We start from the raw sequence: 13,439 nt of genomic DNA, 5'->3' as shown, positions 1-13,439 counted from the left end.
TTTCAGCGGGAGGAACGAAGCGGAGACACAGAACCCCGCCGGATGCGCTGGCGCTGGCCATCGCCGTTGCGGATATCCAGATACAGGCTGTAGGCGGCGGTGAACGCCGGAAACAGGTTCTGCAGCACGCCGACCGCGTCCTGCTTGGACGAGAACAGGAAGTAGCTCAGCGCCATCGCGCTGCCGGCCAGGCTCATGTACCAGAACAATCGCGGAATCACCGGCCGCCTGGCCTTGCGCGAGGCCAGGAACTGGACCAGCCAGCGGCCGGCGAACATCGAGGCACCGGTCAGGCCGATCAGTTTCCACGGGGTCAGATGCAGGCCGGTCCAGCCCAGCCACAGGATTTCCTGATTCATCGGCGACATGGGCCTGCCTCCATTTCGATAGCGATATCGGACCGGTCTGCGCCGCTCACCGGCGCCGGCAACGCGGCATCGGCCCCGGCAATGGCCGCATGCCGCCTTATCTCGTCGACCCGGGTGACGCTACTGCGGCGTATCAGCCAAATCACGCCGAACAGGTCGCGGATGCCGACCAGCGCACGCTGCAGGTTGTTGTACTTGGACTGCCCGGCGCGCCGGGGCCGGTGATGGACCGGCACGCTGAGCGTCTTCCAGCCGGCACGCTGCATCAGCGCCGGCAGGTAGCGGTGCATGTGATCGAAATAGGGAAGGTCCAGGAAGGCCTCGCGCTGGAACAGCTTGATGCCGCAGCCGGTGTCGGGGGTGTCGTCGTGCAGCAATCGGCTGCGGATGCGGTTGGCCCAGCGCGAGGCCCAGCGCTTGCTGCCCGAGTCCTGCCGCTGCACGCGCCAGCCGGCCAGCAGCCGGACGCCTTCGCCCGCCGAATCGCGTGCGGCCAGCAGCCGCGGGATATCGGCCGGATCGTTCTGGCCGTCGCCGTCCAGCGTCGCTATCCACGGCGCGCAGGCCGCCTTGACGCCGTTGCGGATGGCCGCGCTCTGGCCGCTGCGGGTCCGGTGCCGCAGTATCCGCAGCTCCGGCATGGCCGCTTGCAGCGCGCACAAAGCGGCCACGGTGTCGTCCTGCGAGCAGTCATCGACGCAGATCGCCTCGAAGGCGATTTTCCCGCGCAACTGTGCGCTCACCTCTTCCAGCAGCGGGCCTATGTTGCCGCTCTCGTTGAACACTGGAATCACCACCGACAGCGTCTTCATGGCGCCGCTCCTGCCGTCATGGACAACTTCGCGCCAGGCCCGCGGCACGGTGCGAACAGATCCCGTTCGGGCCGGTACAGCGCCGTGGCTACGTCCATCGCGCCCAGCACCGAATGGAACAGGTAATCGTGGCTGACCTCGGCATCGGCGTGTTGCCGCAGGCAGCGGGTGTCCAGCCCGGTCTGGCGCTGGAAACCCGGCGAGAACCACATCGTCATCGGCACCCTGGTCTGCTCCCGCGGCGCGATGCTGTACGGCATACCGTGCAGATAAAGGCCTTTCTCGCCCAGCGATTCGCCATGGTCGGAAACGTAGATCAGCGCGGCATCAAAGGATTGCTGTTCTTTGAGCGCGGCGATGGTGCGGGCCAGGAAGTGATCGGTGTACAGCAGCGCGTTGTCGTAGGCGTTGACGATCTGCGGCGATTGGCACTTGCCGAGCTCGGCGGTTTCGCAGACCGGCGCAAAGCGCCGGAACGCCGGCGGATAGCGCTCGAAGTAGTTGGGGCCGTGATTACCCAGTTGGTGCAGCACCACCACGGTATCGCCGCTGGCCGCCACCAGCCGCGACGGCAACCCGCGCAACAGCACCTCGTCCAGGCAGCGGCCGCCTTTGCAGAGCTGCGGATCGCCGCTGTCGTCCATCGCCTCGTAGGCCAGGCCGTCGCAGACGCCCTTGCAGCCGGACTGGTTGTCGCGCCACAGCGTGGCCACGCCGGCATGATCGAGCACGTGCAGCAAGGATTGCTGGCTGCGGATGCGCTTCTCGTCGTAGTTCTCGCGGCCCAGCGAGGAGAACATGCATGGCAACGAAACTTCGGTGCTGCTGCCGCAGGCGGCAACCTGCGGAAAGTTGACCACCGGCAGCTGCGACAGCTCCGGCGTGGTCTGCCGCGCATAACCGTTCAAACCCCAGTTCTGCGCGCGCGCGGTTTCGCCGATCACCATGACCAGCAGCCGGGGCTTGGTGCCGGCCGGCAGCGTCCGGCCGGTTGCGTCCAACCCCACCGGCAGCAGCGCCGTCCTGGTTCCCGGCGGCTGCTCGGTCATCACCTTGGTCAGCGATACCAGCACATTGGCCGGGGTGACCAGATAGCGCACTTCGCGGTGGTTGCGCAGGAACGAAGACAGTTCCTGGGTCGACAGCAACACGCCTGCCAGACCGGTCAGGACCACGACAGCCAGAAATCCGGTACGGACCAGCAACGCGCGCGATAGCGTCCTTGCGCGCAGCCGCACGCGCCACAGCAGCGTCACCGGCACCAGCGCCCACAGCACGGGGGGCAGCAGGTCGAAGGACAGGATTTCGCGCGATTCCTTCAGGTCGGTATGCAGCACGTTGCGGACCATGTCCGCATCCAGGTACACGCCATAGGCATTCATGTAGTGGCCGGCCAGCGCCGACAGCAACAGCAGCACCGACAGCAGCGGCTTGGCCGACCAGCGCCAGACCATCAACCCGAGCAGCAGCGAATGCGCCGCAGTGACGATCAAACCCAGCGACAGCACCCATTTCCATTGCTGCAGCGGCTGCGACACCGCGCCATGCCAGAACGCGGCGTTGTAGAACAGGGTGAAGAACATGCTGCAGGAAAGAATCAGCGCCTCGCTGCTGATTTCCGGGCGCAGCCGCATCCAGGCGGGCCAGCGTTGCAGCCAGAACCATGGCGTACGGGCCGGCAGCACCTTCGCGTTCATGCCGCCGCTCCCTGCGCAACGGACCGGCCATCAGCGGCCACGAGCCGGTAGACGGCCAGCGCCACCAGCCAGCACACCATCAGGCTGGCCAGATCGTGCGAAAGGAAATGCGCCCCGCGCAGTTGCTGGGCCAGGCCGAACACCAGGCCGGCCGCCAGACCGGTCCACAGCCCGGCGCCGCGCCACTGCGGGCGCACCGCGCCGGCAAAAAAATACAGCGCCACCCACGCGTACCCGGCGCTGGCATGGCCAGCCGGAAAGCACGCGGCCGCCGGCAATTCCGCCGGACGCGCGGCGAACAGATCGATGAACGGCCGCTGCCCGCCATAGCCCAGCAGATCCCACGGACAATCCATATGGGTGATCGACTTGAGCATCGATACCGTCAACGTGGACAGCAGCACCGACAACAGCAGCGCCACCGCGGGGCGCCGCCAATGACGCAGGTCAGGGCGCTGCCACATCCACACGGTTATGCCCACCGCGGCCAACCACGTCAGTACGCTCAGGCGCTTGCCGCCGCGGTGGATTACCGTCTCCAGCAGCAGCGAGTGGCCGAGCTTCCACTGTCCTCCTTCCCATGCCAGCAAGCGGTCGGCCCACCACTGATCGCCGCGCATCGGTACCAGCACGACCCAGGCCAGCGCAAAGCCCAGCATCGGCAGCAGCAGAAGGCGCAGGGAGCCATGAGCCGGCCGAGAAACCATTGCCGGGCAGCCGGGCACCGATACGCGGCCGACGTGCGTTGCAAGCGCAGTCGGTGCAGGGTTGCATGGCAGGTTGGATGCAGCCGGGGAGAGATTGGGTTCGGCGGATTGCATGCAGCGGTTTGTGTGTCCGGGACCCGTGCATCGTCGTGCCGGCGCTGTCGTAGAGCGGTCGGAGCGCTGTCGGAAAGCCGTTAAGAACCCGCCATGGCATGCCCGCGCGGGCATGCCGGTTTGTCGGCATTCAGTCGTTTTCGGACTCGCCAGGCGAAAGCCCGACCGCGCAATCGCCGCTCACCGCAGTACCCGGTACCAGCCACCACTGGCGTCGGCTGGAAGTGCCCATCGCTATCGCCAGCCGCTGCTCCACGCACGGCGCCATGGCCTGCTCAAGCACCAGCAGCCAACGCCGCTGCGGCTCGGCCTGCAGCCATGGACCGGCCTGTTGCCATTGCTGCTGCCAGCCGCGCTTGAAACCGAAATCCAGCGCCGGCCGGTCCGCCTGCAACAGCAGTTGCTCGCGCCAGCCCAACAGGCCCAGTTGCGCATCCGGGCCGATCCGCTGCCCCACCCGCCGCATCAGCGCCTGGCCGGAACTGTCGGCATTGATGGCCGGCGCCAGGCCCAGTCCATAACTGGCCCACAGCGCAGCCGTGGCCAGCACGACGGCAATGCCAACGCGGCGCAAGCGGGCCCAGCCCAGCAACGCCAACGCCAGCGCACCGAAACCCAGCAGCCACACGGAAAAATGCCGCATCGAAGCCGCATCCATGCCCCGCTGCAACGCCTGCCGTTGCAGGGCGCCGGAACCATCCAGCAGCAACAGCGCAGCGACCAGCACGGCAACCGCCGCCAGCACGGCCAGGTACGTCGCCAGCGCCCACCGGACCGCCGACCGCCGCAGCAAACCCGGCAGCAGCGGCGCAGCGGCGACGCACAGGGCCGGCAGCATCGGGAAGATATAGACCTCGCGCTTGCCCGGGCTGGCGCTGAAGAACAGCAGCACCAGCGCACTCCAGCCCAGCAGCAGGATGATCCGGCTGTCGCCGCGGCGCAGGCGCCGCCACCACGCCGGCAGCAGCCAGGGCAACAACAGCGCGCCGGGCAGCCATAACGTCGCGATGACCTGCAGGTAGTACCAGGCCGGCTTTACGTGATGCCAGGCGTTGGCATAGCGGGTGCCTGTCTGTTTCCACAGCATTTCGCCGGCGTAGGCTTGCAGCGCCGGATCCTGGCTGGCCTGCACCGCCCACAGCATCGGTGCCAGCCATACGCCGGCCCCGGCCGCAAACCCGGCCAATGCCGCCAGCGCATGCCAGCCCGAGCGCACCGTGGGCGGCGGACCGGCACGATATGCGAACCGCAACGCCAGCGCCGGCACCAGCACCAGCAACGGCAAAAACCCCACCCCCTTGGTCACCGTACCCAGCCCGGCCATGAACGCCCCGGTGGCCAGCAGACGCCAATCCGGCTTCTCCAGCAGATAGCGCAACAGCGCCCACAGCGAGGCGGTGGTCATCGCCACCAGCACCACGTCGATCTGGCCGCGCTTGGCCTGCAGGCCGAACTGCAGACAGACGAACAACGCCAGCGCCGCATGGCGCGCGGCCCGCCGCCCCCACAGCCGCCGGGCCAGATCGTGGGTCAGCCACAGCGTCAGCAACGCAGCCAGCAGCGACGGCAGCAGGAACGCCGCCTTCCAATCGCCGACTGCCTGGTACGCAAGCGCCTGCAGCCACATGAACATCGGCGGCTTCTCGGCATAGAGTTCGCTGCCGCGGTGCGGGAACAGCCATTGTCCGGATTCGACCATCTGCCGCGCCGCCAGCACGAAGCGTGGCTCATCCGGCGGCACCGGTTCGCGCATGCCCAGCCCGGCCAGCAGCGCCAGCGCGGCCAGCAGCATCAGCAACAGGAATCCGGCCCTCTGCCGGCCCGGAGTACGGAATGGAAGCTGCGACAAGCCGGCGCACCGCAACGTGGAGAGGCAGACATATTGCTGTGGCTGGCGTTGGAGAATTGTCGGGGTGGGCTCGGGAGGCGGGGCTCGGGACGCCCGGCCTCCGACAGCTTTTTGACGAAAGGCCTGCCACACTTGCCGGCAAGCTGCGACATGCCACGGCGGCAGCACCTACCCGGACACACGCATGCGGCTGCTGGTCATCGAAGACAACCGAAGTCTGGTCGCCAACCTGTTCGACTATTTCGAATCCAGGGGGCACATCCTCGACGCCGCTCCCGATGGCGCGACCGGCCTGCACCTGGCCACCAGCCACCAGTACGATGCCATCGTGCTGGACTGGATGCTGCCGCGGATGGACGGCCCGGAAGTGTTGCGCAAACTGCGCGAAGAGCACGACTCCGGCATCCCGGTGATCATGCTGACCGCGCGCGACGAACTGCCCGACAAGATTGCCGGTTTCCGTGCCGGCGCCGACGACTACCTGACCAAGCCTTTCGCCCTGCCCGAGCTGGAAGTCCGGCTGGAAGCGCTGCTGGCGCGGGCGCATGGCCGCAGCCGCAAGAAAACGCTGGAGGTACTGGATCTGCGGCTGGATCTGAACACGCTGGAAGCCAGCCGCGGCGGGCAGCCGCTGCACCTGTATCCGGCCTGCCGCAAGCTGCTGGAAACGCTGATGCAGGCCAGCCCGGCGGCGGTGACCCGCGAACAGCTGGAACGCGCGCTGTGGGGCGACAACCCGCCAGACGGCGACATGCTGCGCTCGCATATCTACGAACTCAGGCGCAGCGTCGACGGTCCTTTCGACGTCAAGCTGATCCAGACCATACCGCGCGTGGGCTACCGCCTGGGCGTCAGCCACGCCGAGAAAACCGATGCCGTCGCGGCCCAGTGATGAAACGCCCTAGCCTGCGCACCCGAATCCTGTACTGGCTTGGCGGCTATGCCTTGCTGTTGTCGGGGGCGGTATTCCTGCATGGCCTACTGGTCAACGAATACGCCGAACGCCTGGTATGGAAATCGCTGCTGCGCAGCGAAATGGACCATGTGCTGGAGCGCAGCGCAGAGGATCCCTCCTATCGCTGGAACGATACCGACAACCTGAAGCTGTACGGTCCCGGCGAGGAGCCGGCCATCCCGGCCGAGCTGGCCGCGCTGCCGCCTGGGCTGGTCGATGAAATCGTGGTGCAGGGACGCGAGCAGGTGGTCCTGGTTCGCCAGGTCGGCGACAAACGATACGTCCTCAGCCTGGACATCACCGAAATGGAACAGGAGGAACGGCGACTGTCCGCGTTCATCCTTGCATCCACGCTGCTGCTGGTCATCGCGATGGGCGCGGTGGCTGCGTGGGGATTGGGCCGGGCGTTGAAGCCGCTCTCGGCCATGGCCACGGATATCGCAAGACTGAAGCCCGATCGCGGCCAGCAACGCATCGCCATCGAAGAAAAAGCCGGTTCCGAACTCACCGTGATCGCCGGCGCACTCAACGACTACCTGGCGCGCCACGACCGCTTTGTCGAACGCGAACGCATCTTCATCGACAGCGCCAGCCACGAGCTGCGGACCCCCATCGCGGTGATTGCAGGCGCCGCCGAACTGGCATTGGAGCAGCCGGATCTGACTGCCAGCACGCGCGGCCAGATCCAGCGTGTCCACCGCACCGCCCGCGACGTGGAACAGCTGATTTCGTTGCTGCTGGTGCTTGCCCGCGATCCCGCCCGGCTGTCGCGCAATGCCGATGACGTGGCGCTGGACGAACTGCTGCCCGAAATCATCGAAGACCACCGCTACCTGACCAAAGGCAAGCAGCTGACCCTGGTCGCCGATGCCCTGCCCCCTTGCGTGGTCGCGGCGCCACTGGCCATCGTCCAGGCCGCCATCGGCAACCTGCTGCGCAACGCCATCGAAAACAGCGACCAGGGCGAAATCCGCATCAGCCTGTCCGCCGACGCCACCGTGACCATCACCGATCCCGGCCACGGCATGACGCCGGACGAAATCAGCCGCATCTACGCGCAGATCGCCCGCGGCGGCGGACGCGGGCGCGAAGGCGGCGGCATCGGCATGGAGCTGCTTGGCCGGCTATGCGAACACCTGGGCTGGCAACTGCATATACGATCCGCTCCGGGCAGCGGCACCATCAGCACGCTGAAGTTTGCTACCTGATTGCGGTCAGGCGGCATCCGCATGCCGCGGCAGCGCCACCGATACCGCCGCGGCCAGCGCCACCAACAGCGCCGAAACCGCCAGGCATGCTTGCAGCCCCGCCACCTGGTAGATCCAGCCGGACAGCACCGTGCCCAGCAGCCGGCCCAGCGCGTTGGCCATGTAGTAGAAACCCACGTCCAGCGATACGCCGTCTTCAGCCGCGTAGCTGACGATCAGAAAGCTGTGCAGCGATGAGTTGATCGCAAACAGAACGCCGAAAATCGCCAGTCCGACGATGACGACCGCCTGTGCGGATTGGCCGTGGTACAACAACGCGGCCATCAGCGCCGGCACGCCGGCCAGCGGCAGCGCCCAGAACAAAGCGCTGCGCCCATCCGGCACATGGCCGCGACGCTTGCCGGTGAAGTACGGCGCCAGCGACTGCACGATGCCGTAACCGATCACCCATGCGGCCAGGAAACCGCCCACCTGCCAGAAGTCCCAGCCCAGCACCTCGGAAAGGAACACCGGCAACGCGACCACGAACCAGACATCGCGCGCGCCGAACAGGAACAACCGCGCCGCCGACAGCAGATTGATGGCGCGGCTCTTGGAAAATATGTCGCGGAACTTCGGCTTGGCCTTGGCCTTGCCCAGATCGCGCTTGAGCAGCAACAGGCTCAGCAACCACACCAGCGCCAGCGCCACCGCCATGCACAGCACCGCATTGGCGAACCCGAGCAACGTCAGCAGCAGACCGCCCAGGAAGAAACCCACGCCCTTCAACGCGTTCTTCGATCCGGTCAGCAGCGCCACCCAGCGGAACAGCGCGCCCTGCTGGCCGGCCGGCACCAGCAGCTTGATGCTGCTCTTGGCGCTCATCTTGTTCAGATCCTTGGCGATGCCCGACAGCGCCTGCGCCGCCATCACCCAGATCACGGTCAACCACGCCGCCGGCACCAGCAGCATCGCCAGCGCAACGACCTGCAGCCCCAGGCCGATGTTCATCGTGCGGTTCAGGCCGATGCGCGCGCCCAGCCAGCCGCCAACCAGATTGGTGACGACGCCGAAGATTTCGTAGAACAGGAACAGCAGTGCCACTTGCAGCGGGCTGTAGCCCAACTGGTGGAAATGCAGCACCACCAGCATGCGCAGCGCGCCGTCGGTCAATGTGAATGCCCAGTAGTTGCCGGTGATCAGCAGGTACTGACGCACCGGTGGCGAAAGCCGCTGCAGCATATCTCAGCGATCCGCCTGGCCGACCAGCCGCACCAGTCCGGCGGTACGGTTTACATAGCCCCATTCGTTGTCGTACCACGCGTAGATCTTGACCTGGGTGCCGTTGATGACGCGCGTGGAAAGCGCATCGACGATGCTCGAACGCGGATCGGTTTGGTAGTCGATAGACACCAGCGGACGTTCCTCATAACCCAGAACACCGGCCAGCTCGCCTTCGGCGGCGGTCTTGAGAAGCGCGTTGACCTCTTCCGCGGTGGTGGCGCGCTCGACCTCGAACACGCAGTCGGTCAGCGAGGCATTGGTCAGCGGCACCCGCACCGCGTGGCCGTCCAGCCGCCCGCGCAGTTCGGGGAAGATTTCGGCGATGGCGGTGGCCGATCCGGTCGAGGTCGGAATCAGGCTGCTGCCGCAGGCGCGCGCGCGGCGCAGGTCCTTGTGCGGCGCATCGACGATGACCTGGGTGTTGGTCAGGCTGTGGATGGTGGTCAGGCTGCCGTGGCGGATGCCGATGCCTTCGTGAATCACCTTGACCACCGGCGCGAAGCAGTTGGTCGTGCACGACGCCGCCGAAACGATGCGGTGCTGCGCCGGATCGAAGCGGTGATGGTTGACGCCCATGACGACATCCAGCGTGCCGGCCGCCTTGATCGGCGCGGTCACCACCACCCGCTTCACGCCCTGGTCCAGATACGGCTGCAGCACATCGGGCTTGCGGAACTTTCCCGAAGCCTCGATCGCCACATCGCAAGCGGACCAGTCGGTGGCGGTGATGTCCTGGTTGCGGGTGACCGGGATACGCACGCCGTCGATGATCAGTGCGTCGTCCTCGGCGCGCACGTCACGGTCCCAGCGCCCATGCACCGAATCGAACAGCATCAGATGCGCCAACGTCGCCGGGTCGCCGGCCGGGTCGTTGATGTGGACGAAGGAGAAGTCGGGACTGCCCCAGGCCGCGCGCAGGGTCAGCCGCCCCATCCGGCCGAAGCCGTTGATACCGATACGAATGCTCATGGATTCTCAGGTGGGTGGAAGAAGTTGATGATATGAAGACCGCTATCAGCCGCGGCCGATCTCGCGGACCTTGCTCTCCAGCACCAGCCGGTCCAGCGCTTCGATCTTCAGCGCCGCCAGCAGGTGGATGCGCTGTTGCAGCACCATCAGGGTCTGGGTGAAGGCCTTGTGGATTTCCTCGGCGCTGCCGGTTGCCGCGGCCGGATCCGGCACGCCCCAATGCGCAGTGACCGGGTGGCCGGGCCAGACCGGGCAGGATTCGCCGGCGGCGCGGTCGCAGACGGTAATGACCAGGTCCATCTCCGGCGCGCCGGGCTGGGCGAACTCGTCCCAGGGCTTGCTGCGCAGGCCTTCGGTGGAAAAACCGGCGTCCTGCAATACCTGCAACGCCATCGGATTGACCTGTCCGCGCGGACTGCTGCCGGCGCTGTAGGCGGTGAAGCGGCCATGGCCCAGTTGATTGGCCAGCACCTCGGCCATGATGCTGCGCGCCGAATTGCCGGTGCACAGGAACAACACGTTGTAGTGACCTTTCATGGCGATTCCCAAAAAAGAGAGAAGGAAAAAAACTAGCCGCGCGCCTCGTACCAGCCCTTGCTGCGATTGACGATGCGCACCACCGACAGCATCACCGGCACTTCCACCAGCACGCCGACCACCGTGGCCAGCGCCGCACCGGAGTGCACGCCAAACACGCCCACCGCCGTGGCCACGGCCAGTTCGAAGAAGTTGCTGGCGCCGATCAGCGCCGATGGCCCGGCCACGCAATGGGCCACGCCCAGCTTGCGGTTGATCAGGTAGGACAGGCCGGAGTTGAAATAGACCTGGATCAGGATAGGCACCGCCAGCATCGCGATAATCAGCGGCTGGGCGACGATCTGCCTTCCCTGGAAGCCGAACAGCAGCACCAGCGTCAGCAGCAGCGCCGCCATCGACAGCGGTCCCAGCTTCGCCAGTACCGCCTGCAACGCCGGCTGGCCGCCGCGCGCCAGCAGCCAGCGCCGCAGCGCGGCCGCCATCAGCACCGGTACCACGATGTACAACCCGACCGACAGCAGCAGCGTCGGCCACGGCACCGTTATCGAGGAAATGCCCAGCAGCAGCGCGACGATCGGCGCGAACGCGAACACCATGATCGCATCGTTCAACGCCACCTGGGTCAGGGTGAACTCCGGATCGCCGTCGCACAGATGGCTCCAGACGAACACCATTGCCGTGCACGGCGCTGCGGCCAGCAGGATCAGGCCGGCCACATAGGAATCGATCTGCGCGGCCGGCAGGTACGGCGCGAAGACATGGCGCAGGAACAGCCAGGCCAGCAGCGCCATCGAGAACGGCTTGACTGCCCAGTTGATGAACACGGTCACGCCGATGCCGCGCCAGTGCCGGCGCACCTGCGCCATCGCACCGAAGTCGATCTTCAGCAGCATCGGAATGATCATCAGCCAGATCAGCCCGGCCACCGGCAGGTTGACCTGGGCAATCTCGGCACCGCCCAAGGCGGCGAACACTCCCGGCAATCCATAGCCCAACGCAGTGCCGGCGATGATGCAGGCCAGCACCCACCAGCTCAGATGGCGCTCGAACCCGCCGATCCGCCGCGACAGCGGTGCAGCGGCCGGCGGTGCCGTGGCGTTCACGCGGCTCCCTTGCGGCGGCCGCGCGGCGTGCATTGCGTCTTGTCGCCGCCGCAGCAGTTGCGGGTCAGGAATTCGATCAGCCCGTTCATCGCCTCGAAATCGGCGCGGTAGCAGACATGCCGCCCGCGCGGTTCGCCCTGCACCAGACCGGCGGCCGACAGTTCCTTCAGATGGAACGACAAGGTAGCGCCAGGCAATGCCAGCGCCTCGGCGATCTCGCCGGCCATAAGCCCGTCAGGGCCGGCTTCCACCAGCAGGCGGAACACCGCCAGCCGGGTGGCCTGGCCGAGCGCGGCCAGGGCAACGGTTGCATTTGATATTTCCATGTTTCTAGAATAGTGGAACTATCCAAGGCTAACAATCCCTGATGACAGTTTCATTGCCAGATCACATCACGCTGGAAGCGTTGGACCGGCCCGATCACGCCAAGCTGCAGCAGCAGGGCTCGGCGCATCCGCCGCGCATCCTGCTGCTGTACGGCTCGCTGCGGCCGCAGTCCTACAGCCGCAAACTGGCCCTGGAGGCCGAACGCATCCTGCGCCACTTCGGCGCCGAGACCCGCGTGTTCGACCCGCACGATCTGCCGATGCTCGACAGCGTGCCGGCCGACCACCCCAAGGTGCTGCAGTTGCGCGAATGGTCGCAGTGGTCCGAAGGCCAGGTCTGGGTCAGCCCGGAGCGGCACGGCACCCTCACCGGCGTGTTCAAGAACCAGATCGACTGGTTGCCGCTGGAAAGCGGCGGCGTACGCCCGACCCAGGGCCGCACGCTGGCGGTGATGCAGGTCAGCGGCGGCTCGCAATCGTTCAACGTGGTCAACGCGCTGCGCGTGCTGGGGCGCTGGATGCGCATGATCACCATCCCCAACCAGTCCTCGGTGGCCAAGGCCTGGCAGGAATTCGACGACGCCGGCCGGATGAAACCATCGCCGTTCTACGACCGCGTGGTCGACGTGATGGAGGAACTGGTCAAGTTCACGCTGCTGGTGCGCGACCGCAGCGACTACCTGACCGACCGCTACAGCGAGCGCAAGGGCGATCTGACCGCGCGCCGGCTGGCGGCGGCATCGGGCGCGGTGCAGGGCGCAACACCGCCCGTTGCTTCCGGTTCGCCGTGACGGCGGATCAGGGCTGCGGGATAAACCTCAGGCCGACACCAGGCTCGGTGGCGATATAGCGCGGCGCGGTAGCGTCGTCGCCCAGCTTCTGCCGCAGCTTGCCGACCAGGATGCGCAGGTAATGGGTGTCGTGCTGATGGGTGGGCCCCCACAGCTCGCGCAACAGTTGCGGCTGGGTGACCACGCGCCCGGCATGGCGCAGCAGCAGCGACAGCAATGCGAATTCCTTGCGGCTCAACGCCAGCGGTTCGCCGTCGCGGATTACCGCGCGGCGGACCAGGTCGATGCGCAGATGGCCGTCGTCGAACGCCGGCAGCGCCTGCTCCGGCGCGCCGCCATGATTGCGCAACAGATTGCGGATGCGCGCCATCAGCTCCTGCACGCCGAACGGCTTGGTGACGTAGTCGTTGACGCCTGCATCCAGCGCGGCGACCTTTTCGCCCTCGCCGGCGCGCACGGTCAGCATGATCACCGGCACCTGCGACCACTGCCGGATTTCGTGCAGCACTTCATGCCCGTCCTTGTCCGGCAAGCCGATGTCCAGCACGACCAGATCCGCGCCCTGCGAAGCCAGCGCGACCAGCCCGCTTTCGCCATCGGCCGCCAGCGTCACCTGGTAGCCCTGCGCGCGCAGGCTGATGTCCAGGAACTTGCGGATCTGCGGTTCGTCGTCGATGACCAGCACCCGCGCGGGCGGGACGGACGACGGGGTGGAGGGATCGGTGGAGTTCAAGATTGCA

Annotated in this window: 13 protein-coding genes and 1 pseudogene; 3 read left to right on the top strand and 11 right to left on the bottom strand. The window is 66.6% G+C overall.

Features of this window, described 5'->3' with window-relative positions; translation table 11 throughout:
* Positions 1-2: 2 nt before the first annotated feature.
* From CRO39_RS08820 to CRO39_RS08800, 5 genes and pseudogenes are all read right to left on the bottom strand, one after another.
* Positions 3-368 carry a lipid-A-disaccharide synthase N-terminal domain-containing protein gene (locus CRO39_RS08820; RefSeq protein ID WP_097121522.1) on the bottom strand — a complete coding sequence of 122 codons (366 nt, stop codon included), beginning with the start codon at positions 366-368 and terminating at the stop codon, positions 3-5.
* A gap of 101 nt (positions 369-469) precedes the next feature.
* Positions 470-1,180 (bottom strand): annotated as a pseudogene (locus CRO39_RS08815) (glycosyltransferase family 2 protein); the annotation flags it as partial.
* A complete protein-coding gene (locus tag CRO39_RS08810) occupies positions 1,177-2,877 on the bottom strand; it encodes a phosphoethanolamine transferase (RefSeq protein ID WP_097121520.1) in 1,701 nt (566 codons plus the stop codon). The gene CRO39_RS08810 and the pseudogene CRO39_RS08815, both read right to left, overlap by 4 nt.
* Positions 2,874-3,584, bottom strand: a complete 711-nt coding sequence (locus tag CRO39_RS08805) for a phosphatase PAP2 family protein (protein WP_162125741.1) — start codon at positions 3,582-3,584, stop codon at positions 2,874-2,876. Before CRO39_RS08805 ends, CRO39_RS08810 begins: the two co-directional genes overlap by 4 nt.
* Positions 3,585-3,828: 244 nt before the next feature.
* Entirely contained in the window at positions 3,829-5,490 is a 1,662-nt protein-coding gene (locus tag CRO39_RS08800; protein WP_097121640.1) for an ArnT family glycosyltransferase, read from the bottom strand.
* Positions 5,491-5,731: 241 nt separating this feature from the next.
* Here CRO39_RS08800 and CRO39_RS08795 point away from each other — a divergent pair, with 241 nt between their 5' ends.
* Together CRO39_RS08795 and CRO39_RS08790 are read left to right on the top strand one after the other, a co-directional pair.
* Positions 5,732-6,439 (top strand): response regulator transcription factor, encoded by a 708-nt coding sequence (locus tag CRO39_RS08795; RefSeq protein WP_097121518.1) that lies wholly within the window; start codon positions 5,732-5,734, stop codon positions 6,437-6,439.
* Positions 6,439-7,710: a sensor histidine kinase gene (locus tag CRO39_RS08790; RefSeq protein ID WP_097121517.1), complete on the top strand. Its 1,272-nt coding sequence runs from the start codon at positions 6,439-6,441 to the stop codon at positions 7,708-7,710. The genes CRO39_RS08795 and CRO39_RS08790 overlap by 1 nt, the downstream gene beginning before the upstream one ends.
* Before the next feature lie 6 nt (positions 7,711-7,716).
* Here the strand turns inward: CRO39_RS08790 and arsJ are convergent, their stop codons facing one another.
* The 5 genes from arsJ to CRO39_RS08765 are packed head-to-tail and all read right to left on the bottom strand — an operon-like array spanning position 7,717 to position 11,908.
* A complete protein-coding gene (arsJ, locus tag CRO39_RS08785; RefSeq protein ID WP_097121516.1) occupies positions 7,717-8,931 on the bottom strand; it encodes an organoarsenical effux MFS transporter ArsJ in 1,215 nt (404 codons plus the stop codon).
* Positions 8,932-8,934: 3 nt separating this feature from the next.
* Complete coding sequence (locus tag CRO39_RS08780) at positions 8,935-9,942, bottom strand: ArsJ-associated glyceraldehyde-3-phosphate dehydrogenase (RefSeq protein WP_097121515.1); 1,008 nt, start codon at positions 9,940-9,942, stop codon at positions 8,935-8,937.
* A 45-nt stretch (positions 9,943-9,987) separates the two neighbouring features.
* A complete protein-coding gene (locus CRO39_RS08775; RefSeq protein WP_097121514.1) occupies positions 9,988-10,479 on the bottom strand; it encodes an arsenate reductase ArsC in 492 nt (163 codons plus the stop codon).
* Positions 10,480-10,511: 32 nt separating this feature from the next.
* Positions 10,512-11,537 (bottom strand): ACR3 family arsenite efflux transporter, encoded by a 1,026-nt coding sequence (gene arsB / locus CRO39_RS08770; RefSeq protein ID WP_202926287.1) that lies wholly within the window; start codon positions 11,535-11,537, stop codon positions 10,512-10,514.
* A 41-nt stretch (positions 11,538-11,578) separates the two neighbouring features.
* Positions 11,579-11,908: an ArsR/SmtB family transcription factor gene (locus CRO39_RS08765; RefSeq protein ID WP_097121512.1), complete on the bottom strand. Its 330-nt coding sequence runs from the start codon at positions 11,906-11,908 to the stop codon at positions 11,579-11,581.
* 41 nt (positions 11,909-11,949) lie between these two features.
* Between CRO39_RS08765 and arsH the strand changes: the two genes are divergently transcribed.
* On the top strand, positions 11,950-12,699 hold the full coding sequence (arsH, locus tag CRO39_RS08760; protein ID WP_097121511.1) for an arsenical resistance protein ArsH: 750 nt from the start codon (positions 11,950-11,952) through the stop codon (positions 12,697-12,699).
* A gap of 7 nt (positions 12,700-12,706) precedes the next feature.
* Here arsH and CRO39_RS08755 read toward each other — a convergent pair whose 3' ends face one another.
* Positions 12,707-13,432 carry a response regulator gene (locus CRO39_RS08755; RefSeq protein ID WP_097121510.1) on the bottom strand — a complete coding sequence of 242 codons (726 nt, stop codon included), beginning with the start codon at positions 13,430-13,432 and terminating at the stop codon, positions 12,707-12,709.
* Positions 13,433-13,439 lie beyond the last annotated feature (7 nt).

The organism is Pseudoxanthomonas wuyuanensis, assembly GCF_900215535.1.
Classification (GTDB): domain Bacteria; phylum Pseudomonadota; class Gammaproteobacteria; order Xanthomonadales; family Xanthomonadaceae; genus Pseudoxanthomonas_A; species Pseudoxanthomonas_A wuyuanensis.
This window is presented reverse-complemented; position numbering and strand designations above follow the sequence as displayed.

Coding starts and splice junctions, on each gene's coding strand:
- CRO39_RS08800 (WP_097121640.1), bottom strand. CDS start 5,490: ATGCTGCTGGCCGCGCTGGCGCTGCTGGCCGGGCTGGGCATGCGCGAA.
- CRO39_RS08780 (WP_097121515.1), bottom strand. CDS start 9,942: ATGAGCATTCGTATCGGTATCAACGGCTTCGGCCGGATGGGGCGGCTG.
- CRO39_RS08790 (WP_097121517.1), top strand. CDS start 6,439: ATGAAACGCCCTAGCCTGCGCACCCGAATCCTGTACTGGCTTGGCGGC.
- CRO39_RS08805 (WP_162125741.1), bottom strand. CDS start 3,584: ATGGTTTCTCGGCCGGCTCATGGCTCCCTGCGCCTTCTGCTGCTGCCG.
- CRO39_RS08775 (WP_097121514.1), bottom strand. CDS start 10,479: ATGAAAGGTCACTACAACGTGTTGTTCCTGTGCACCGGCAATTCGGCG.
- CRO39_RS08810 (WP_097121520.1), bottom strand. CDS start 2,877: ATGAACGCGAAGGTGCTGCCGGCCCGTACGCCATGGTTCTGGCTGCAA.
- arsH (WP_097121511.1), top strand. CDS start 11,950: ATGACAGTTTCATTGCCAGATCACATCACGCTGGAAGCGTTGGACCGG.
- CRO39_RS08765 (WP_097121512.1), bottom strand. CDS start 11,908: ATGGAAATATCAAATGCAACCGTTGCCCTGGCCGCGCTCGGCCAGGCC.
- CRO39_RS08820 (WP_097121522.1), bottom strand. CDS start 368: ATGTCGCCGATGAATCAGGAAATCCTGTGGCTGGGCTGGACCGGCCTG.
- CRO39_RS08795 (WP_097121518.1), top strand. CDS start 5,732: ATGCGGCTGCTGGTCATCGAAGACAACCGAAGTCTGGTCGCCAACCTG.
- arsJ (WP_097121516.1), bottom strand. CDS start 8,931: ATGCTGCAGCGGCTTTCGCCACCGGTGCGTCAGTACCTGCTGATCACC.